This window comes from Streptomyces sp. NPDC049687 (assembly GCF_044465285.1).
GTDB lineage: Bacteria > Actinomycetota > Actinomycetes > Streptomycetales > Streptomycetaceae > Streptomyces.
In genome coordinates this window covers 248,891-267,338 of sequence record NZ_JBITLN010000006.1, presented here as the reverse complement: position 1 = coordinate 267,338, position 18,448 = coordinate 248,891, and the positions used below count along the sequence as shown (strand labels likewise).

Sequence of the window (18,448 nt, the reverse complement as noted above, 5' to 3'; positions counted from 1 at the left end):
AGCTAGCTGTGGACCTTCCGGCGGGTCAACACCCTGTCCACCCGGTGGTCCCGTGTGATCACTTCCGCACCTTCTCCCTCTTCCGCACAGAGCCGCACACCTTCATCCTGGCTCACGAGGCGAGAGGGGACACATGACGGGCAACGAGGGGCCGACCCGGCGGGCGGGGCTGAGGACGATGGTGGCCGCCGTCGTCGCCGTGCCCCTGCTCGGCACGGTGGGAGCCTCCGCGGCCCGGCACGAGGACCCGGCGCCGCGCGAGCCGGACCGGGTTCCACCGCTGGAGGTCATGTCGTTCAACCTCCGCGTGCCCGCCGCCTCGGACCCCTGGACACTCCGCCGTCCGGTCATGCGCACGCTCTTACAGCGGGCGGCCCCGCACGTCATCGGCACTCAGGAGGGCCAGTTCTCCCAGCTGCTGAACGTCGGGGCCGACCTGGGTCCGCACTACGACTGGATCGGCACGCCCGGCAGTGGCAACGAGGAATCGACAGCCGTCTTCTACGACGTCCGCCGGCTCGCCCCCCTCGAGCACGACGTCTTCCGGCTGTCCGACACGCCCACCGTGCCCGGCTCCAACACCTGGGGCGCGGCCTATCCCCGGCTGGTGACCCGGGTCCGTTTCCGCGACCGGCTCGACTCGGGCCGGGAGTTCCACGTCCTCAACACCCACCTCGACCACCGGAGCGCATACGCACGCGCGCGTGCCGCCGCCCTGATCGCCGAGCGGATCCGGGCCCTCGGCCCCTCCCGGCCGGTGCTGCTGACCGGCGACTTCAACGCCGTCGCACACGCCTCCGCGGCCTACGACACCCTGCTGGACGCCGGTCTCGTCGATGCCTGGGACACGGCACGGCGGCGCGGACCGGCGTACGGGACGTTCCACGGGTACAAGGCGCTGACGCCGGACGGCGACCGCATCGACTGGATCCTGGCCACGCCGGGCGTCACGGTCCGGCGGGCGTGGGTCGACACGTACTCCGCGAACGGCCAGTATCCGAGCGACCATCTGCCGGTGGCGGCGTCGGTGAGCCTGGGATGAACACGCCGGGGCCCCCGTGACCGGTGCGGTCACGGGGGCCCCGTACATCCGATCGGGTGATCAGCCCTTGCGGGTGTTGATCTCCTCGGTGAGCTGCGGGACGACGTCGAACAGGTCGCCCACCACGCCGTAGTCGACCAGGTCGAAGATCGGGGCCTCGGCGTCCTTGTTGACGGCCACGATGGTCTTCGAGGTCTGCATGCCGGCGCGGTGCTGGATGGCGCCGGAGATGCCGTTGGCGATGTACAGCTGCGGCGAGACGGACTTGCCGGTCTGGCCGACCTGGTTGGTGTGCGGGTACCAGCCCGCGTCCACCGCGGCGCGCGAGGCGCCCACGGCCGCGCCGAGGGAGTCGGCGAGGGCCTCGATGATCGAGAAGTTCTCCGCGCCGTTGACGCCACGGCCGCCGGAGACCACGATCGCGGCCTCGGTCAGCTCCGGACGCCCGGTCGACTCACGGGCCGTGCGGCCGGTGACCTTGGTGCCGGTCGCCTGCTCGGAGAAGGACACGGACAGCGCCTCGACCGCGCCGGCGGCCGGGGCGGCCTCCACCGCGGCCGAGTTCGGCTTGACGGTGATGACCGGGGTGCCCTTGACGACACGGGACTTGGTGGTGAAGGACGCGGCGAACACCGACTGGGTGGCCACCGGACCCTCGTCGCCGGCCTCGAGGTCGACGGCGTCGGTGATGATGCCGGAGCCGATGCGCAGCGCCAGACGCGCGGCGATCTCCTTGCCCTCGGCGGAGGACGGGACCAGGACGGCGGCCGGGGAGACGGCGGAGACTGCGGCCTGCAGCGCGTCGACCTTCGGTACGACGAGGTAGTCGGCGTACTCGGACGCGTCGTGGGTGAGGACCTTGACGGCGCCGTGCTCGGCCAGCGCGGCGGCGGTGTTCTCGGCACCGGCACCCAGCGCGACGGCGACCGGCTCGCCGATGCGGCGGGCCAGGGTCAGCAGTTCGAGGGTCGGCTTGCGGACGGCACCGTCCACGTGGTCGACGTAGACGAGGACTTCAGCCATTACTACTCCTGGGCGAATACCCCGAACTTCAGCCGGGGCAAGATTTGTTGACTGCTACGCTCACGTCCGTGCCTTCAGGCACCGGACAGGGCTTGTCCGTCATGAGGCTGTCTCGACAGTCGAGTGAGAAGCCCCTTTGGGGCGGAGTCACGGGATTGCTCTCCTGCGAGGAGGAGCACTCCGAGGGGCGCGGGTCGCGTTGCAACCGGCCCCGCGCCACCCACCCTTAGATGAACTTCTGGCTCGCGAGGTACTCGGCGAGCTGCTTGCCGCCCTCGCCCTCGTCCTTGACGATCGTGCCGGCGGTGCGGGCGGGACGCTCGGCCGCGGTCTCGACCTTGGTCCAGGCGCCCTCCAGGCCGACCTCCTCCGCCTCGATGTCGAGGTCGGACAGGTCCCAGGACTCGACCGGCTTCTTCTTGGCCGCCATGATGCCCTTGAAGGACGGGTAACGGGCCTCGCCCGACTGGTCGGTGACCGACACGACCGCCGGCAGGGAGGCCTCGAGCTGCTCGGAGGCGGCGTCACCGTCGCGGCGGCCCTTGACGGTGCCGTCCTCGACGGAGAGCTCGGACAGCAGCGTGACCTGCGGGACGCCCAGGCGCTCGGCGACCAGGGCCGGGAGGACGCCCATCGTGCCGTCGGTGGAGGCCATGCCGGAGATCACCAGGTCGTAGCCGGCCTTCTCGACGGCCTTGGCGAGCACCAGGGAGGTGCCGATGGCGTCGGTGCCGTGCAGGTCGTCGTCCTCGACGTGGATCGCCTTGTCGGCGCCCATCGAGAGGGCCTTGCGCAGGGCGTCCTTGGCGTCCTCGGGGCCCACCGTGAGGACGGTGATCTCCACGTCGTCGTCGGAGTTCTCGGAGATCTGCAGCGCCTGTTCGACCGCGTACTCGTCCAGTTCGGAGAGCAGACCGTCCACGTCGTCCCGGTCGACGGTCAGGTCATCGGCGAAGTGCCGGTCGCCAGTGGCGTCGGGCACGTACTTCACAGTGACAACGATCCTCAAGCTCACGCCGGCTCTCCTACTGCATCGTCGGTTCTCGGCTGCCTTCTTTCAGGCAGCATAGGCGCCACAAGCGGCCGATCCCGATCGGGGCGGCCCGCGCTCCGAACGAAATATTACTCGTCAGTACACCCAGTTCCTGCCCACTAAGCAAGCGCTTTGAACTGTGACGTCTGCAACGCAGCGTAACCGGAACCCGACGACTTCGCAGGAGAGCCGGGCAGTGATCAATCCCGCAGCGCGTTGAACCTGCCCTGGTGGTAGAGCAGCGGCCGGCCCGCGCCCGCGGGGTCGCCCAGAACGACCTCGGCCAGCACGATGCGGTGATCCCCGGCGGGCACACGCGCGACGACCCGGCACACCAGCCAGGCGAGCACGTCGTGGAGGACCGGTACGCCCTGGGGGCCCTCGCGCCAGGCGGTGGGCGCGCCGAAGCGGTCGGCGCCACTGCGGGCGAAGGTCCCGGCCAGCTCCTGCTGGTGCTCGCCGAGCAGATGCACGCCCACGTGCTCGGCCCCGGATATCGCGGGCCAGCTGGAGGCTCCCGTACCGATGCCGAAGGAGAGCAGTGGGGGCTCCGCGGAGACGGAGGCGAGGGAGGTGGCGGTGAAGCCGACCGGGCCGGACTCACCGGAGGCGGTGATCACGGCGACTCCGGCGGCGTGTCGCCGGAAGACGGAACGCAGGAGATCGGGGGAGGCGAGCTGAGCGGTGCCGAGGTCGGGCGAGGCCGTCATGGAGCTGTCGTCCTTCTGGAGGGAGCGGCGGGAGGGTCCGTGGGTGCTCAACGGCCCGGACAGCACGCGCTCGCGGTACGGGCCAGGTCGACGTGGACCCGTCCGTGGAGAAGGAGTTCTTCGGGCATGCGGTCAGGCTGACGACAGGTGGTGCGCACAGTCAAGTACGCCCCGGCATCCGGGAGGCGCCGCACCGCGGACGACCGCCCGTCACACCGCCTCCCCCAGCGCCGCGATGACATCGGCCTTCCGGGGCTGGCCGGTGGCGCGCCGTACGACCCGGCCGCCCGCGTCGAGGACCAGAACGGTCGGGGTCCTGAGGATGTCGAGCTCGCGCACGAGCTCCAGGTGCTCCTCGGCGTCGATCTCGATGTGCGCGACGCCGGGCACCAGGTCCGCCACTTCGCCGAGGACCCGGCGGGTGGCCCGACAGGGCGCGCAGAAAGCGCTGGAGAACTGGACGAGCGTGGCCCGCTCCCCGAGTTCGCCGCCCAGCCGGTCGGCACCGAGCCGCTTTCCGTCGTCGCGCACGCGCACGCGTACCCTCCCGCTCCGCCGCCGCTGCAGCACTCCGTAGGCGCTCGCCGCGGCGAGCACCGCCACGCACACCACCAGTCCGGTCATCGACGGCTCCAGCGTTCACGAGACTGCAAAGATTCCCGACCCCAGGAATCGTTTCCACTGCGGAATGCTTGATTCATGGACATCGATGTGAGGGGCCCGCGCTTCGGGGCCATTGTCACGACCGTGGTGCTGGCGGTCGTTCTGGTCGCGGGCAGCCCCTGGCTGCTGGCCTGGCAGACGCTGGCGTTCGCGCTGGGCGCGGCGGGCGGGGTCGGACGCTCGCCGTACGGCTGGGTGTTCCGTCGGGTGGTACGGCCGCGGATCGGGCCGCCGACGGAGTTCGAGTCGCCCGAACCGCCGCGGTTCGCGCAGGCCGTGGGGCTCGCCTTCGCGGCTCTGGGCCTGGTGGGCTTCGCCCTGGGTCTCGACTGGCTGGGGCTCGCTGCGACCGGTGCGGCGCTCGCGGCCGCGTTCCTCAATGCCGCTTTCGGGTACTGCCTGGGGTGCGAGTTGTACCTGCTCGTACGGCGGATGGCGGTACGAGCTGAGTAAACCTGCCGTAAAAGCCCGAGGTGGATCACAGGGACCGAGTGACGAGGATCTCGTCGCCATGGGGCACGAGGACTGGCCCCCCGGCCGTTCTTCGGGCACGATCTGCGAGATGCCGTAAACCTACGGCAGCGTAACTTTGCCCGAGGGGAATCCCCGCCCGGGCGGAAGGAAGGGTACGCGCCGCCCATGGCAGAGCTTGTCTACCGTCCCGTTGTCGGCCTCGCCCAGACGCTGTTCAAGGCCTGGGACCTCAAGATCGACTGCAAGGGCTCGGAGAACATCCCGCGCTCGGGCGGTGCCGTGCTGGTGAGCAATCACATCAGCTACCTCGACTTCATCTTCAACGGCCTGGCCGCTCTCCCGCAGAAACGTCTCGTTCGGTTCATGGCGAAGGAGTCCGTCTTCCGCCACAGGATCTCGGGGCCGCTGATGCGCGGAATGAAGCACATCCCGGTGGACCGCAACCAGGGCGACGCCGCCTATCAGCACGCGTTGGACTCACTGCGCTCGGGTGAGATCGTCGGGGTCTTCCCGGAGGCGACCATCTCGCAGTCGTTCACCCTGAAGAGCTTCAAGTCGGGTGCGGCGCGGATGGCCCAGGAGGCGGGCGTGCCGCTGATCCCGATGGCCGTGTGGGGGACGCAGCGGCTGTGGACCAAGGGCCACCCACGCAACTTCAAGCGCAGCCACACCCCGATCACCATCCGGGTCGGCGAGGCCATCGAGGCGTCGAAGGACAAGTACGCGGGCGCCATCACCCGACAGGTGCGCGAGCGCGTCCAGGAGCTCCTGGAGGCGGCCCAGCGCGCCTATCCGGTCCGCCCGAAGGACGCCAACGACACCTGGTGGATGCCGGCCCATCTGGGCGGCACGGCGCCGACCCCGGAGCAGGTACGGGCGGCCGAGACCCACTGAGGTCCCCTTGGAGACGCTCTACGGCAGTGCGACCGGGAGCGTCTCCCACAGACCGGGCCGGTCCGGCGCGGCCTTGAGCGCGTTCAGCACCGCCGGGTGCGGTGCCGCGTACAGCACCGGATAGTCCAGCTCGCCCGCCTCCGAGTCCGGGAGGAAGGCGAGCTGTTCGCCGTTCAGGGAGAACCGCGCGTCCACACCCGGCTTGTTGCCCCGGGGGTCCTGGCGGTGCCAGGCGCCGTTGAAGCGAACGGCGACCAGGCCGTGCACCACGTCGAACCTCTGGTAGCACAGCGCCGTCGGGATGTCCTCGGCCCGCAGCAGCGCGGTGAGCGCATGGGCTTTGGCGTAGCAGATACCCGTGCCCTGCTCCAGCACGTCGGAGGCGCGCCAGGTGACGCGCGGGTCGCCGGAGTCCTGCGAGTGGGCAATGGCGTCGCGCACGAACTCGAACGCCAGACGCGCATAGTCATACGAGTCGGTGGCGTCCTTGGTGAGGCGTGCGGCTGTCTCGCGGACCAGCGGGTGGTGATGGTCGATGACCTCGTCAGCGGCCAGATAGGCGGACAGGTCTGGGTTCTCCTGGATCAGCTCCATGGCTGAAGAGCATAGGAACGCGATCACCCGGCGTCAATGAATTTCCGGATGACCGCATACCTATGCATCGCTGCGGGTGTCGCTCAGCGAGCCATCTCCTCCTTGACCGCCGCGACGAACGCGTCCACGTCCTCCTCGGTGGTGTCGAACGCGCACATCCAGCGGACGACCCCCGCCGCCTCGTCCCAGAAGTAGAACCGGAACCGCTTCTGCAGCCGCACACTCACCTCGTGCGGCAGCTTGGCGAAGACCCCGTTGGCCTGGACCGGGTGGAGGATCTCCACGCCGTGTACCGCGCGCACGCCCTCCGCCAGCCGCTGGGCCATCTCGTTGGAGTGACGGGCGTTGCGCAGCCAGAGGTCCTTGGCGAGCAGCGCCTCCAACTGCACCGAGACGAAGCGCATCTTGGAGGCGAGCTGCATGGACAGCTTGCGCAGGTGCTTCATCCGGCGGACGCCGTCCTGGTCGATGACGACGACCGCCTCGCCGAACAGCGCGCCGTTCTTCGTCCCGCCCAGGGAGAGGATGTCGACGCCGACCGCGTTGGTGAACGTGCGCATCGGGACGTTCAGCGAGGCGGCCGCGTTGGCTATGCGGGAGCCGTCCAGGTGCACCTTCATGCCGTGCGCGTGGGCGTGGTCGCAGATCGCGCGGATCTCGTCCGGGGTGTAGAGGGTGCCGAGCTCCGTGCTCTGGGTGATCGAGACGACCTGAGGCATCGCGCGGTGCTCGTCCTCCCAGCCCCAGGCCTGCTTGTCGATCAGCTCAGGAGTGAGCTTGCCGTCCGGGGTGGGCACGGTGAGCAGCTTCAGGCCGCCCATGCGCTCGGGCGCGCCGCCCTCGTCCACGTTGATGTGCGCGCTCTCGGCACAGATCACCGCGCCCCAGCGGTCGGTGACCGCCTGGAGCGCGACGACGTTGGCGCCGGTGCCGTTGAAGACCGGGAACGCCTCCGCCGTGGGACCGAAGTGGCTGCGGATGATCCGCTGGAGGTTCTCGGTGTAGTCGTCCTCGCCGTACGCCACCTGGTGGCCGCCGTTGGCCAGGGCCAGGGCGGCCATCACCTCCGGGTGGGCTCCGGCGTAGTTGTCGCTGGCGAAACCGCGGACCTCGGGGTCGTGGTGACGACGGGCGTCGGTCTTCGGAGGGTTCACGGCTTCTCGGTGAGCCACAGACGCTGTCCGTTCACTTCGGGGGCGGGTTTCTCCCAGACTCCGGCGATGGCCTCGGCCAGGTCTGTGACGTCGGTGAAGCCCGCGAACTTCGCGTTGGGCCGCTCGGCGCGCATCGCGTCGTGCACCAGCGCCTTCACCACCAGGATGGCGGCCGCGGAGGTCGGCCCCCCGGCGCCCCCGGCCTTGCGGAAGTAGTCGGCGAGGGCCAGCGTCCAGGCCTCGGCGGCGGCCTTGGCGGCGGCGTAGGCGGCGTTGCCCGCGGTGGGGTTGCTGGCGCCCGCGGCGCTGATCAGGACGTACCGGCCGCGGTCGCTGGCCTGCAGCGCCTCGTGGAAGGCCAGGGAGGTGTGCTGCACGGTCTTGACCAGCAGCAGCTCCAGCAGGTCCCAGTCGTCGAGGCTGGTCTTGGTGAAGGTCTCGCTGCCGCGCCAGCCTCCGACGAGGTGGACCAGGCCGTCGACACGTCCGAAGTCCTTCTCGACACGGGCGGCCCACTCGTGGGTGCGGTTCAGGTCGAGCAGATCGACGGTGTCGCCGGTGACGGTGGCGCCGCCGGCCTCGTAGCGCGCGTGGTCGACGGCCTCCGCCAGACGCTCGGCGTCGTTGTCCGCGCCGACGACGGTCGCGCCTTCCTTGGCGAGCTTGAGCAGTGCCGCCCGGCCGGCGGGTCCGCCCGCGCCGGCCACCGCGATCACCGCACCGCTGAGAGCCCCGTTCCCCATGTTCTTCGCCTCCTGAGCAGTGTTCTCGGTACGCAGGTCGCTCACGCGGCGATCCGCTCGGCGCCGTCCGCCGTGATGCCCTTGGTGGACGCGATCACGTTCTTCAGCTTCTTGGACAGTGCCTCATAGAACATGCTCAGCGGAAACTCGTCCGGAAGCACGTCATCCACGAGTTTGCGCGGCGGCTGGCTCAGGTCCAGGGCGTCGGGCCCCTTGGCCCACTTCGAGCCCGGGTGCGGGGCGAGGTAGGTGGAGACCAGTTCGTAGCCCGCGAACCAGTGGACCAGTTTCGGGCGGTCGATGCCGTCGCGGTAGAGCTGCTCGATGTCCGCGCAGAGCTGGTTCGTCACCCGCGGGGCGCGTTGCCAGTCGATGAACAGCTTGTTGTCGGTCCAGCGCACGACGTCGTGTTTGTGCAGGTAGGCGAAGAGCAGCTGGCCGCCGAGGCCGTCGTAGTTGCGCACGCGCTCACCGGTGACCGGGAAGCGGAACATACGGTCGAAGAGGACCGCGTACTGCACGTCACGGGCCTGCGGGACACCGTCCGCCTCGAGCTTGACGGCCTCCTTGAAGGCGGTGAGGTCGCAGCGCAGCTCCTCGAGACCGTACATCCAGAACGGCTGGCGCTGCTTGATCATGAACGGGTCGAAGGGCAGGTCGCCGTGGCTGTGGGTGCGGTCGTGGACCATGTCCCACAGGACGAAGGCCTCCTCGCAGCGCTTCTGGTCGTCGACCATGGCCGCGATGTCCTCGGGCAGTTCCAGGCCCAGGATGTCGACGGCGGCGTCGGTGACCCGGCGGAAGCGGGCGGCCTCACGGTCGCAGAAGATCCCACCCCAGGAAAAACGTTCCGGCGCCTCGCGAACGGCAATGGTCTCCGGGAACAGTACGGCGGAGTTGGTGTCGTAGCCGGACGTGAAGTCCTCGAAGGTGATGCCGCAGAACAACGGGTTGTCATAGCGGGTGCGCTCCAGCTCGGCCAGCCAGTCCGGCCAGACCATGCGCAGCACGACCGCCTCGAGGTTGCGGTCCGGGTTGCCGTTCTGCGTGTACATCGGGAAGACGACCAGGTGCTGGAGGCCGTCCGCGCGGTTCGCCGCGGGCTGGAAGGCCAGCAGCGAGTCGAGGAAGTCCGGCACCTCGAAGCCGCCGTCGGCCCAGGCCCGCAGGTCCCCGACCAGGGCCCGGTGGTACTCGGCGTCGTGCCGGAGCAGCGGGGACAGCTCCTCGACCGCCTCCGTCACGGCACGGACGGCCCGCTCGGCCTCCGCGCGCTCCGGGGCGCCCTCGGCCGTGAAGTCGATCGAGCCGTCCTTGGACTGCCAGGGACGGATCCGCTCCACGGCATCCTTGAGCACGGGCCACGCCGGGTGCTCCACCACCCTGGTCGCGGGAGGAACCTGCTCCCTCGTCGCCGCCTGCACAAGAATTTCCGTCATGACCCCATCCTTCACGGGAGAACCTCGCGTATGGACACCGTATGCATACGGGGTTTCCTCCAGCAAGTAGGATCACGGGAAGTTATCCTGCGCGCCCGCGCCTTCACCGCACTTTTTCCTGTTGGACATCGAAGGAGTGTCTGACTCCGCTACGGCGGGGTAGGCGCAGAAAGCCCTTGCGCCTACACGTGTCCATGACGGCTTCCAGGCCGTTAGGCTGCGAACTTCTCCACCCCCCGCTCCACCCCAGCTGTCGACGGAAGCGAGTCCCGTCTTGAACTTCGTCACCATCGGTCATCGCGGAGTCATGGGTGTCGAGCCCGAGAACACTCTGCGCTCCTTCGTCGCGGCCGAGCAGGCCGGCCTCGATGTGATCGAACTTGATCTGCACTTGAGCAAAGACGGAGCACTCGTGGTCATGCACGATCCGGATGTTGACCGTACGACGGACGGGACGGGGCCCATCGCCGATCAGACGCTCGCGGAGCTGAAGACCCTCGACGCGGGACGCGGGGAGCGGGTGCCGGTGTTCGAGGAGGTCCTGGACGCGGTGGCGCTGCCGATGCAGGCCGAGATCAAGGACGTACAGGCGGCGCGGGCGCTGGCCGAGGTGATGCGTGCGCGGGATCTGGTGGGGCGGGTGGAGGTGTCCTCGTTCCACGACGAGGCGGTCGCCGAGATGGCCCGGCTGGTCCCTGGCGTGCGCACCGCGCTGATCGGCAGCCGCTACGGCCTCGACATCGTTGCCCGGGCCGTGGACGCCGGGGCCACGACCGTGTGCCTGAACCTGCGGCGGCTCACCCTGGAGATCGTCGAGGAGGCCCGCAGGCGCGATCTGCGGATCATCGGCTGGGTGGTCAACACACAGCACCAGCTGGGGCTCGTGCGCGCGCTGGAGCTGGACGGGGCGACCACCGACTATCCGGAGATCACGCGCACGGGCCGCCGCACGGCGTGAGCGGTCTCAGGCGAGCGGCTTGACCAGCAGCTCGAACTGGAGGTCGTCGCGCTGCGGGATGCCGTAGCGCTCGTCGCCGTACGGGAAAGGGGTCATCTCTCCGGTGCGGCGGTAGCCCCGCCGCTCGTACCAGGCGATGAGGTCGTCGCGTACGGAGATCACGGTCATGTGCATCTCGGTGGCGCCCCAGGTCTCGCGGGCCTGCCGCTCGGCCTCCGCGAGGACCGCCTTGCCGAGTCCGCCGCCCTGGGCCGTCGGAGTGACCGCGAACATCCCGAAGTAGGCGTGGCCGCCGCGGCGTTCGAGCTGGCAGCAGGCGACCGTCCGGCCGCCCTGCTCGACGGTGAGCACCCGGCCGTCGGCCGACTTGATGATCTCCCGTACACCCTCGGGGTCGGTCCGCTGCCCCTGGAGGATGTCCGCCTCCGTGGTCCAGCCGACCCGGCTGGAGTCCCCGCGGTAGGCCGACTCGACGAGGGCGACCAGTTCGTCCACGTCGGCGTCGGTGGCGTCACGGAAGGTGAGTGCGGTGGCGGCGGTGTCCATGCGGGCGATCTCCGGAGTGTGGCGCGGCTGGGACTCGGACGAGGGTAACCACCCTCGCCTAAGCTCCGACCGCATGGTGCACGTACTCAGCAGCAGGATCCTTCTCCACCCCGCCGATCCCGAGCGTTCGCGGTTCTTCTACGGCGAGCAGCTGGGCCTCGGCGTCTACCGCGAGTTCGGCACGGGGCCCGAGCGCGGGGTCGTCTACTTCGTCGACGGCGGCTTTCTGGAGGTCTCGGGCCGGTCCGAGGCGCCGCGGGATCCTGCCGTACGGCTCTGGCTGCAGGTCGCGGACGTGACAGCGGCGCACGACGAGCTGCGGGCGAAGGGGGTCGGGATCGTGCGGCCGCCGGTGAAGGAGCCGTGGGGGCTGGTCGAGATGTGGATCGCGGATCCGGACGGGACGCCGATCGTGCTGGTGGAGGTGCCCGCGGATCATCCGATCCGGTACCGGCCGGGAATCTGAGGGGCGGTGGTCGGCAGCGGGGCACGCCGGCCGACGGCGAGTGCGGACGCGTCGTGGCTGGTCGCGCCCGCACGGCGGGCCGCACTTCGGCACGGCCCCGCGCCCGGGATGTCGGCGGGCCCCGTCGGCGGCGTGAGCGGGTGCCGGGGCGCGGGGCGGGATGAGAGCTCCGAGCAAAAGTGGAGCCCGGCTCGCCTTTTGTTCGGAGCTCTTAGCATGCTGGAGGGGTCCCCTTTTCAGGAGGAACGCCATGAAGCTCGACGCGCCCGTACCCGGCGGGCCCTGCTGGGCCGAGCTGGGGACCAGTGATCTGGAGGCGGCGAAGCGGTTCTACGCGAAGCTGTTCGGCTGGCGGGCGGAGACGGATCCGCGACAGGAGGCGGGCGGCTACACGGTGGCGCACCTCGGCGAGGCCGCCGTCGCCGCGCTGAGCCCCCTCTCTCAGCAGGCGCAGCCGTGCGCCTGGAACGTGTCGTTCGCGGTGACCGACGCCGATGTCAGCGCCCGGCTGGTCACCGAGGCCGGCGGCGAGGTGCTGGTCGGCCCGATGGACGTGTTCGACGTGGGCCGTTTCGTGGTCGCCCTCGACCCGGGCGGTGCCTCGTTCCAGCTGTGGCAGGCGCGCACCTTCCCGGGCGCGGGGCTGTTCAACGCGCCCGGCTCGCTCGGCTGGGTGGAGCTGCTGACCCGCGACCCCGACCGGGCGGAGACCTTCTACATCACGGTGTTCGGGTGGACCGTGAGCTCCTCGGAGAACTATCTGCAGTGGGGCGTCGGCGGCGCGGACTTCGGCGGCATGATCAGGATGGACGAGAAGTTTCCGCCGGAGGTACCGCCGCACTGGCTGCCGTACTTCGCGGTGGCCGAGGTGGACGCCTCCGCGGCGACCGCGATCCAGGCCGGCGGCACCGCGCTCATGGAACCCACCTCCGTGCCGGACGGTCCACGGATCGCGGTGCTGCGGGATCCGCAGCATGCGGTGTTCGGGGTGTACCGGGCGGGTGACGAGCGGTGAACGCCGGCTGCTGGGGGGCCATGTGAGGGCTCAGACCCGCAGCGCCCGCATGTGCCCTTCCAGACGGCTCAGCAACTCGCCGAGGAGATCGGCCAGTTCGTCCTGGCGGTCACCGTCCAGGGCGGACAGCACGGCGCTTTCGTAGGCGAGTTGCTCCGGCATGATGCCGTCCACGAGTTCGCGGCCGGCGTCCGTGAGGCGGAGATGGGCGACGCGGCGGTCGCGGGTGTCGCCCCGGCGTTCCACCAGGCCGCGTTCGGTGAGCTGCTTGAGGCGCTTGGTGACGGCGGCTCCGGAGGAGAAGGTCTCCCGGGCCAGTTCGCCGGGGGTCAGTTCGTGGCCGGTGCGGCGGAGCGCGCCGAGCAGATCGAACTCGGGGCGACTCAGGCCCGCCCGGCGCAGCGGCGCGTCCTCGGCCTGCTGGAGCAGGGCGGCACAGCGGTTGACGCGGCCGATGATCTCCATGGGCCCGGTGTCGAGGTCGGGCCGCACGGCCTGCCACTGCCGTACGACCGCTGCCACCGTGTCCCGCCGCGCATCCTCCCCGGCGGCAGCGGCCCCCTCCAGCGGTCCCTCTTCCCCTCTCGTTCCGTCTCCGGCCGCCGCTCGTCCGTGCGTCGCCGTCATCGCCGTTCGTCCTCCGCTCATGTGGTCGCGTCCTCGTCCAGGAGCAGGCCCTGGCGCCGTGCCGTCGCGGCGAGCGTACGGTGTCCGCTCTGTTCGGCGGCCACGACCCGCTCCTCGGGCAGGGCGCGCCGCCACCACTCGCCGGACGCGGCGTCGGCGGTGGCGCGCAGGTCGACCAGGGCGGCGGCGAGGGCGCGGCGGGCGGACTCCAGGGCGGCGGGGGCGGGGTGCGGCCGGGCGAGGAGGTTGCCGGCCTGGTCGCGGGCGGCTTCCACCGCCGTCAGGGCCTCGTCTAGGCGGTCGCCCGCCCGTCGGTTGGTCACGGCGATCGCGGCGACGAAGCCGACCGCGGCGCCGACGAGCGTGTCCACGAGCCGCTCGGTGATCAGCCGTCCGGAGTCCTGGTAGTGGGCGAACTCCGTGATGAGCAGCGCCATCGGGGTCACGCAGACGCTGCCGAGCCAGTAGTTGCGGCTGATCAGCGCCTCCGCGCCGAAGTTGAGGGCGAGGCAGACGAGCACCAGGGCCGCCTGGTGGAGATGGGCCAGCGGGACGAGCACGGCGAAGGCGAGGACGCCGACGAGGTTGCCGACCACACGCTGGACGGCACGGTTCCACGTGAGGGTGACGTTCGCCTGGTAGAGGGAGGCGGCGGTCACCAGGGCCCAGTAGGGGCGGCCGACACCAAGGGCGAGGGAGGTGTACCCGGCGAGGGCGCAGCCGAGGGCGGTGCGGGCCGCGATCGGCGTGAGGGGACCGAGCCTGCGCCACAACGACGGTTGTCCGCCGGCCAGTTCGGCGTCGATGCCGAGGAGTTCGTCGTCGTCCAGGAGGTCGTCGGGGTGGGGGACGGGGCCGGTGCCGCGCAGGGCGCGGGCCCAGGTGCGCAGCCGCTCGGGGTCGGTGTCGGCGGGGGCGGCGAGGGCCACCTCGGCGCGGACGAGCAACCGCTCCAGGGCACGGTGGTTCTCCGCCCGGCGGGTCGTCGACGGGGTTCCGCGGCGGCTCGGCAGGGGGCTGTCGCCGCGTGCCGCCAGCAGGGTCTGCCAGGCCGCGTGCACGGCGGCTGCCGCGGCGGCGCGGGCACGGGATACGGCCGGCCCTGGCGTTCCGTTCGTTCCGGTTGTCCCGGTCGGTCCAGGGGTTCCGGCTGTCCCGGCGTACGCGGCGGCCGTGTGCAGGGCGTGGGCGGTGGCGCGGCGCTCGGGGCCGCAGGGGCGCACCAGTCCCGGCGCCATGCCGATCAGCCAGGCCCAGGCGCCCGCCGCCAGGGCGAGGCCCAGGTGGCCGGGGACCTGGGCCGGCGTCTGGGGGACGAACAGGGCGGCGGAGCTGACGAAGGTGAGGACGACGTTGGCGGGCGGACCGAGGCGGGTCGCGTCGCAGAGCGCCTTCTGTGCGGCCGCCAGCAGCGCGCCGACGGTCACCAGGACGACCGTGTTCGTGGTCAGCGAGGCCGCGAGCAGGGCGACGGCCAGACCGCCGGTCATGCCGACTACCACCCGGGCGAGAACCCGGGCCCGGGCCGCGTAGGGGCGGTTGTGGGCGTACAGGGCGCACATGGACCCGGCCATCGTGTACGCCGCCAGGTCGAGGCGGCCGAGGGCCAGCAGGATCAGGTTCGGCGGGGCGACCGCGGCGACGACGCTCAGGGCGGGCTTGAACCAGATGTCGGAGGGCCGGCCGAGGCGCAGTACGTCGGCGAGCGGGAGGCGGGGTCCGGACATGCCCATCAATTTAGCATGTGTTTTACTCGTGAATAATACAGTGACGTGCTGTGCTCCCTCGAATGCTCCCCGTGTACTCCCTTGCGCTCGCGTGCGCACCGCGTGCCGTGGGCATCGCAACCCTCGACGGACCGTCGAGGCGGGGAGGTGCGCGTGCACGGACCGGCTTCGCCCGGCTGGCTGCTGGTCGCGCTGTGTGCGGCGACCGGGGCCTACTGCCTGCTGCGGATGCGCAGCAGTGTCGAGGAACAGCGCCGGGCCGCGGGCGGCGAGGCGCTCATGGGGTTCGGAATGGCCGCGATGGCGGTGCCCACGGCGGTGTTCACCCCGCCGTGGTGGGCCTGGCCGGCCTACGCGGGACTCTTCGGGGCGGCCGCGCTGCGGGCCCTGTGGACGATCCGTGGCGGCGCACACCATCTGCACCACCTCGTCGGCGCTTTGGCCATGGTCTACATGGCGGCGGCGATGGCCGCCCCGTCCGCGCGGGAGCACGGGCACGGCGGCTCCGGGAATCCCCTGCTGACCGGCCTGCTGTTGCTCTACTTCACGGCGTACGTCCTCGTCTCCGGGGCACGGCTGCTGCCGGCGACCGCGGCGGGAGACACCGGTGGCGGCGGTGGCACCGCCGTCGCCTGGGGCGACCGGCCCGAACTGGCACGGGCGTGCCGGCTGTCGATGGGGATCGGGATGCTGGCGATGCTGCTGACCGTGTGAAACCAACTCGGCCGTGGCCTGCGTCACTTTGCCGCGGCAAGCCGTACCCCTGAGCGGTGCGCCGCTCATAGGGTGCTGCCCATGATGGTCCCCGCGGTCCTGCTGCTGCTCGGCGCCCTGACCGCCGTCGGCGCGCCCCGGCTGCTCGCCCGGGCCGACTGGCAGGACCGTGAACCGGTGGTCGCGCTGTGGGCGTGGCAGTGCGTGGTGGCCGCGGTCCTGGTGTGCTGTGCGCTGTCGATGACGCTCAGCGCGGCGGCGGCCTGGCAGGCGGTGCGCGGACACGTCTTCGCGTCGGCCCCGCGCGGGGTCGTGGAGGCCTATGCGCTCGGCCCGTCCGGATCGTGGGCGGCGGCAACGGCCGTGGCGCTCGCGTGCGCCGGGCTGTGGAGCGGGGCGATGCTCGTCCGGGAGATCGTGCGCGCCCGGGCCAGCAGCCGGTCGCGTCGGGCGGAACTGCGGCTGCGCGCCCCGGTGTTGCCCGGCGAGGGGGCGGCGGGACGGCTGGTCGTCCTGGAGAGCGAGCGGCCCGACGCCTGGTGGCTGCCGGGCGCGGCGCCCCGGCTGGTCGTCAGCACGGCCGCGTTGCGGCGCCTCAAGGGACGGCAGCTCGATGCCCTGCTCGCGCACGAGCAGGGTCACGCGCAGGCGCGGCACGACTGGCTGCTGCACACGTCGGCCGCGCTGGCCACCGGGTTTCCGCAGGTGCCGGTGTTCGCCGCGTTCCGCGACGAGATGCACCGGCTGGTCGAGTTGGCCGCGGACGACATGGCCTCCCGCCGCTTCGGCCGCCTGACCACCGCGCTCGCCCTCGTCGAACTCAACGAGGACCGGGGTGTGTTCGGCCCATCCCCCACCCCGCAGGCACATGTCCCGCAACGGGTCGACCGGTTGCTCACACCCCCGGACCGGCTCCCGGCGGCCCGCAGACTGCGGCTGGCGGTGGCGGCCTCGCTGGTTCCGGTGATCCCGGTACTGGTGGCGCTGGTCCCGGGGCTGCGGGCGCTGGGCTGAGATCCGGCCGAACGGCCGCCGTCAGCCGGGTTGGCCTCCCGCCCCACGGATCGGCGAGGATCGAATCATGCGTTCCCCGTCCGTCGACTCATCGCCCCGCCCTCCCGCGCGCACGGCGGCCCGCGCCGCCCTGGCCCTCGGTCTGTGCTCGGTCCTCCTTCTCGCACTGGTCGCGGCCGAGTGGCGCCCCCTGCTCTCCGTCGACGGCGACGTCTCCCGCACCACCCACCGCTGGGCCGTCGCCGACCCCGACGTCACACGGGTCTGCCGGATCCTCACGGACTGGGTGTGGGACCCGCTGACCATGCGTCTGCTGGCGGCCGCGGTGGCGGTCTGGCTGGTGTGGCGGCACGGGGCCTGGTGGACGGCCGGCTGGCTGGTCGTCACGTCCGCGGTGGGCACGCTGGTCCAGCAGGGGCTCAAGGCCGCGGTCGGCCGGGTCCGCCCGGTCTGGCCCGACCCCGTCGACTCCGCCCACTACCAGGCGTACCCCTCGGGGCACGCACTGACCGCCACCGTGGTGTGCGGCCTCCTGCTGTGGCTGCTGCACCGGCACGGCGTCGGCCGCGTCCTGTGGCGTACGGCGGTGTCGGCGGTGGTGGTCTCCGTGGCGGGCGTGGGACTGACCCGCGTCTGGCTGGGCGTGCACTGGCCCTCCGACGTGCTCGGCGGCTGGCTCCTGGGGGCGACCCTGGTGGCGCTGGCGATCGCGGCTCACCTGCGGTGGCGGCCGTGATCGTACGGCCGCGCGGCGGATGCCTTCACCTCCCCTTCTGCGCAACCTGCCCCATGAGGTCCGCGGCCTTCCTAGGATCGGCCGTATGACCGCCGTTCTGTTCGACTTCTCCGGGACCCTCTTCCGGGTCGAGACGACCGACTCCTGGCTGAATGCCGTGCTGGACCAGGCCGGCGTCGCGCTGCCGGTGGCGGAACTGGCCGAGACGGCGCGGGCGCTGGAGCGGGCAGGTGCGCTGCCGGGTGGGGCGGCGCCGGTGCGGGTGCCGGACGAGGTGGCCGGGGTGTGGCGGGTGCGGGACGAGAGCGCCGAGGCGCACCGGGCCGCGTACACCGGGCTGTCCCGTCAGGTGCCGCTGTCGCATCCGGACCTGCACGACGCGCTGTACGACCGGCACATGACGCCGGCGGCCTGGGCGCCGTACCCCGACGCCGTCGAGGTGCTGAGCGGGTTGCGCGAGCGCGGTGTCCGCGTGGGCGTGGTCAGCAACATCGGCTGGGATCTGCGGCCGGTGTTCCGGGAGCACGGGCTCGACCGCTTCGTCGACGTGTATGTGCTGTCGTACGAGCACGGGGTGCAGAAACCGGACCCGCGGCTGTTCACGGTGGCCTGCGAGGCGCTCGGGGTCGATCCGCGCGCGGCGCTGATGGTCGGGGACGACCGGCGGGCGGACGGCGGGGCGGCGGCGCTGGGCTGCGGGGTGCACTTCGTGGACCATCTGCCGACGGCCGACCGTCCGGACGGGCTGCGGCCGGTCCTGGACCTGGTGGGCCGGCGCCGGGACACCACAGGTCGGTAGCCCCAGGCCACCATCGGGGCGGAGGCACGCCCACTCTGGACGATCCCCCGCGTCGCCCAGAGCAGGCGGCAGCCCGG

General features: G+C 71.4%; 22 protein-coding genes. 10 read left to right on the top strand and 12 right to left on the bottom strand.

The genetic code is table 11. The annotated features are described in order from the left end of the window. Window positions 1-133: 133 nt before the first annotated feature. Window positions 134-1,042 (top strand): endonuclease/exonuclease/phosphatase family protein, encoded by a 909-nt coding sequence (locus tag ACIBVL_RS20710; protein WP_399098665.1) that lies wholly within the window; start codon window positions 134-136, stop codon window positions 1,040-1,042. 60 nt (window positions 1,043-1,102) lie between these two features. On the opposite strand, the gene ACIBVL_RS20705 is transcribed toward ACIBVL_RS20710, so the two are convergent. The 5 genes from ACIBVL_RS20705 to ACIBVL_RS20685 form a co-directional block, all read right to left on the bottom strand. Further along, a complete protein-coding gene (locus tag ACIBVL_RS20705) occupies window positions 1,103-2,065 on the bottom strand; it encodes an electron transfer flavoprotein subunit alpha/FixB family protein (RefSeq protein WP_399098664.1) in 963 nt (320 codons plus the stop codon). Window positions 2,066-2,291: 226 nt separating this feature from the next. Continuing rightward, on the bottom strand, window positions 2,292-3,080 hold the full coding sequence (locus ACIBVL_RS20700; protein WP_399098663.1) for an electron transfer flavoprotein subunit beta/FixA family protein: 789 nt from the start codon (window positions 3,078-3,080) through the stop codon (window positions 2,292-2,294). Window positions 3,081-3,298: 218 nt separating this feature from the next. Next, the gene (locus ACIBVL_RS20695) at window positions 3,299-3,808 is read right to left on the bottom strand and encodes a flavin reductase family protein (protein WP_399098875.1); all 510 of its coding nucleotides are present in this window, start codon (window positions 3,806-3,808) and stop codon (window positions 3,299-3,301) included. 47 nt (window positions 3,809-3,855) lie between these two features. Continuing rightward, window positions 3,856-3,936, bottom strand: a complete 81-nt coding sequence (locus ACIBVL_RS20690; RefSeq protein WP_399098874.1) for a putative leader peptide — start codon at window positions 3,934-3,936, stop codon at window positions 3,856-3,858. Between the two features lie 82 nt (window positions 3,937-4,018). Beyond that, window positions 4,019-4,432, bottom strand: coding sequence for a TlpA family protein disulfide reductase (locus tag ACIBVL_RS20685; protein WP_399098662.1), 414 nt, complete (start codon window positions 4,430-4,432; stop codon window positions 4,019-4,021). Between the two features lie 75 nt (window positions 4,433-4,507). Here ACIBVL_RS20685 and ACIBVL_RS20680 point away from each other — a divergent pair, with 75 nt between their 5' ends. After that, the gene (locus ACIBVL_RS20680; protein WP_399098661.1) at window positions 4,508-4,924 is read left to right on the top strand and encodes a DUF4395 domain-containing protein; all 417 of its coding nucleotides are present in this window, start codon (window positions 4,508-4,510) and stop codon (window positions 4,922-4,924) included. Between the two features lie 186 nt (window positions 4,925-5,110). Further along, entirely contained in the window at window positions 5,111-5,839 is a 729-nt protein-coding gene (locus ACIBVL_RS20675) for a lysophospholipid acyltransferase family protein (protein WP_399098660.1), read from the top strand. A gap of 18 nt (window positions 5,840-5,857) precedes the next feature. Here ACIBVL_RS20675 and ACIBVL_RS20670 read toward each other — a convergent pair whose 3' ends face one another. The 4 genes from ACIBVL_RS20670 to ACIBVL_RS20655 all read right to left on the bottom strand — a co-directional run bounded on the left by ACIBVL_RS20670 (window position 5,858) and on the right by ACIBVL_RS20655 (window position 9,769). After that, entirely contained in the window at window positions 5,858-6,433 is a 576-nt protein-coding gene (locus tag ACIBVL_RS20670; protein ID WP_399098659.1) for a transglutaminase family protein, read from the bottom strand. Between the two features lie 83 nt (window positions 6,434-6,516). Next, window positions 6,517-7,587: a threonine aldolase family protein gene (locus ACIBVL_RS20665; protein WP_399098658.1), complete on the bottom strand. Its 1,071-nt coding sequence runs from the start codon at window positions 7,585-7,587 to the stop codon at window positions 6,517-6,519. Continuing rightward, window positions 7,584-8,330 carry an SDR family NAD(P)-dependent oxidoreductase gene (locus tag ACIBVL_RS20660; protein WP_399098873.1) on the bottom strand — a complete coding sequence of 249 codons (747 nt, stop codon included), beginning with the start codon at window positions 8,328-8,330 and terminating at the stop codon, window positions 7,584-7,586. The genes ACIBVL_RS20665 and ACIBVL_RS20660 overlap by 4 nt, the downstream gene beginning before the upstream one ends. Window positions 8,331-8,371: 41 nt before the next feature. Then, complete coding sequence (locus ACIBVL_RS20655) at window positions 8,372-9,769, bottom strand: DUF6421 family protein (protein ID WP_399098657.1); 1,398 nt, start codon at window positions 9,767-9,769, stop codon at window positions 8,372-8,374. 274 nt (window positions 9,770-10,043) lie between these two features. On the opposite strand from ACIBVL_RS20655, the gene ACIBVL_RS20650 reads away from it, so the two are divergent. After that, a complete protein-coding gene (locus ACIBVL_RS20650) occupies window positions 10,044-10,727 on the top strand; it encodes a glycerophosphodiester phosphodiesterase (RefSeq protein WP_399098656.1) in 684 nt (227 codons plus the stop codon). Between the two features lie 6 nt (window positions 10,728-10,733). Here the strand turns inward: ACIBVL_RS20650 and ACIBVL_RS20645 are convergent, their stop codons facing one another. Then, window positions 10,734-11,273 carry a GNAT family N-acetyltransferase gene (locus ACIBVL_RS20645; protein ID WP_399098655.1) on the bottom strand — a complete coding sequence of 180 codons (540 nt, stop codon included), beginning with the start codon at window positions 11,271-11,273 and terminating at the stop codon, window positions 10,734-10,736. Window positions 11,274-11,346: 73 nt separating this feature from the next. Here ACIBVL_RS20645 and ACIBVL_RS20640 point away from each other — a divergent pair, with 73 nt between their 5' ends. After that, window positions 11,347-11,739, top strand: coding sequence for a VOC family protein (locus ACIBVL_RS20640; RefSeq protein WP_399098654.1), 393 nt, complete (start codon window positions 11,347-11,349; stop codon window positions 11,737-11,739). Between the two features lie 250 nt (window positions 11,740-11,989). Continuing rightward, the gene (locus ACIBVL_RS20635; protein WP_399098653.1) at window positions 11,990-12,754 is read left to right on the top strand and encodes a VOC family protein; all 765 of its coding nucleotides are present in this window, start codon (window positions 11,990-11,992) and stop codon (window positions 12,752-12,754) included. A gap of 30 nt (window positions 12,755-12,784) precedes the next feature. Here the strand turns inward: ACIBVL_RS20635 and ACIBVL_RS20630 are convergent, their stop codons facing one another. Together ACIBVL_RS20630 and ACIBVL_RS20625 are read right to left on the bottom strand one after the other, a co-directional pair. Beyond that, a complete protein-coding gene (locus tag ACIBVL_RS20630) occupies window positions 12,785-13,381 on the bottom strand; it encodes a MarR family winged helix-turn-helix transcriptional regulator (RefSeq protein WP_399098872.1) in 597 nt (198 codons plus the stop codon). Between the two features lie 17 nt (window positions 13,382-13,398). Further along, on the bottom strand, window positions 13,399-15,108 hold the full coding sequence (locus ACIBVL_RS20625; RefSeq protein ID WP_399098652.1) for an FUSC family protein: 1,710 nt from the start codon (window positions 15,106-15,108) through the stop codon (window positions 13,399-13,401). A 153-nt stretch (window positions 15,109-15,261) separates the two neighbouring features. On the opposite strand from ACIBVL_RS20625, the gene ACIBVL_RS20620 reads away from it, so the two are divergent. The 4 genes from ACIBVL_RS20620 to ACIBVL_RS20605 all read left to right on the top strand — a co-directional run bounded on the left by ACIBVL_RS20620 (window position 15,262) and on the right by ACIBVL_RS20605 (window position 18,371). After that, complete coding sequence (locus ACIBVL_RS20620) at window positions 15,262-15,822, top strand: DUF5134 domain-containing protein (protein WP_399098651.1); 561 nt, start codon at window positions 15,262-15,264, stop codon at window positions 15,820-15,822. An 81-nt stretch (window positions 15,823-15,903) separates the two neighbouring features. After that, on the top strand, window positions 15,904-16,836 hold the full coding sequence (locus tag ACIBVL_RS20615; RefSeq protein WP_399098650.1) for a M56 family metallopeptidase: 933 nt from the start codon (window positions 15,904-15,906) through the stop codon (window positions 16,834-16,836). Between the two features lie 67 nt (window positions 16,837-16,903). Next, on the top strand, window positions 16,904-17,572 hold the full coding sequence (locus ACIBVL_RS20610; protein ID WP_399098649.1) for a phosphatase PAP2 family protein: 669 nt from the start codon (window positions 16,904-16,906) through the stop codon (window positions 17,570-17,572). A gap of 85 nt (window positions 17,573-17,657) precedes the next feature. Beyond that, on the top strand, window positions 17,658-18,371 hold the full coding sequence (locus ACIBVL_RS20605) for an HAD family hydrolase (protein WP_399098648.1): 714 nt from the start codon (window positions 17,658-17,660) through the stop codon (window positions 18,369-18,371). Window positions 18,372-18,448: the final 77 nt, after the last annotated feature.

Bases quoted from the DNA above. Each gene is read 5' to 3' on its own strand.
- ACIBVL_RS20655 (WP_399098657.1), bottom strand. From the start codon at position 9,769: ATGACGGAAATTCTTGTGCAGGCGGCGACGAGGGAGCAGGTTCCTCCC.
- ACIBVL_RS20615 (WP_399098650.1), top strand. From the start codon at position 15,904: ATGATGGTCCCCGCGGTCCTGCTGCTGCTCGGCGCCCTGACCGCCGTC.
- ACIBVL_RS20630 (WP_399098872.1), bottom strand. From the start codon at position 13,381: ATGACGGCGACGCACGGACGAGCGGCGGCCGGAGACGGAACGAGAGGG.
- ACIBVL_RS20625 (WP_399098652.1), bottom strand. From the start codon at position 15,108: ATGTCCGGACCCCGCCTCCCGCTCGCCGACGTACTGCGCCTCGGCCGG.
- ACIBVL_RS20690 (WP_399098874.1), bottom strand. From the start codon at position 3,936: ATGCCCGAAGAACTCCTTCTCCACGGACGGGTCCACGTCGACCTGGCC.
- ACIBVL_RS20680 (WP_399098661.1), top strand. From the start codon at position 4,508: ATGGACATCGATGTGAGGGGCCCGCGCTTCGGGGCCATTGTCACGACC.
- ACIBVL_RS20635 (WP_399098653.1), top strand. From the start codon at position 11,990: ATGAAGCTCGACGCGCCCGTACCCGGCGGGCCCTGCTGGGCCGAGCTG.
- ACIBVL_RS20640 (WP_399098654.1), top strand. From the start codon at position 11,347: ATGGTGCACGTACTCAGCAGCAGGATCCTTCTCCACCCCGCCGATCCC.
- ACIBVL_RS20610 (WP_399098649.1), top strand. From the start codon at position 16,904: ATGCGTTCCCCGTCCGTCGACTCATCGCCCCGCCCTCCCGCGCGCACG.
- ACIBVL_RS20675 (WP_399098660.1), top strand. From the start codon at position 5,111: ATGGCAGAGCTTGTCTACCGTCCCGTTGTCGGCCTCGCCCAGACGCTG.
- ACIBVL_RS20705 (WP_399098664.1), bottom strand. From the start codon at position 2,065: ATGGCTGAAGTCCTCGTCTACGTCGACCACGTGGACGGTGCCGTCCGC.
- ACIBVL_RS20670 (WP_399098659.1), bottom strand. From the start codon at position 6,433: ATGGAGCTGATCCAGGAGAACCCAGACCTGTCCGCCTATCTGGCCGCT.
- ACIBVL_RS20685 (WP_399098662.1), bottom strand. From the start codon at position 4,432: ATGACCGGACTGGTGGTGTGCGTGGCGGTGCTCGCCGCGGCGAGCGCC.
- ACIBVL_RS20695 (WP_399098875.1), bottom strand. From the start codon at position 3,808: ATGACGGCCTCGCCCGACCTCGGCACCGCTCAGCTCGCCTCCCCCGAT.
- ACIBVL_RS20710 (WP_399098665.1), top strand. From the start codon at position 134: ATGACGGGCAACGAGGGGCCGACCCGGCGGGCGGGGCTGAGGACGATG.
- ACIBVL_RS20645 (WP_399098655.1), bottom strand. From the start codon at position 11,273: ATGGACACCGCCGCCACCGCACTCACCTTCCGTGACGCCACCGACGCC.
- ACIBVL_RS20660 (WP_399098873.1), bottom strand. From the start codon at position 8,330: ATGGGGAACGGGGCTCTCAGCGGTGCGGTGATCGCGGTGGCCGGCGCG.
- ACIBVL_RS20605 (WP_399098648.1), top strand. From the start codon at position 17,658: ATGACCGCCGTTCTGTTCGACTTCTCCGGGACCCTCTTCCGGGTCGAG.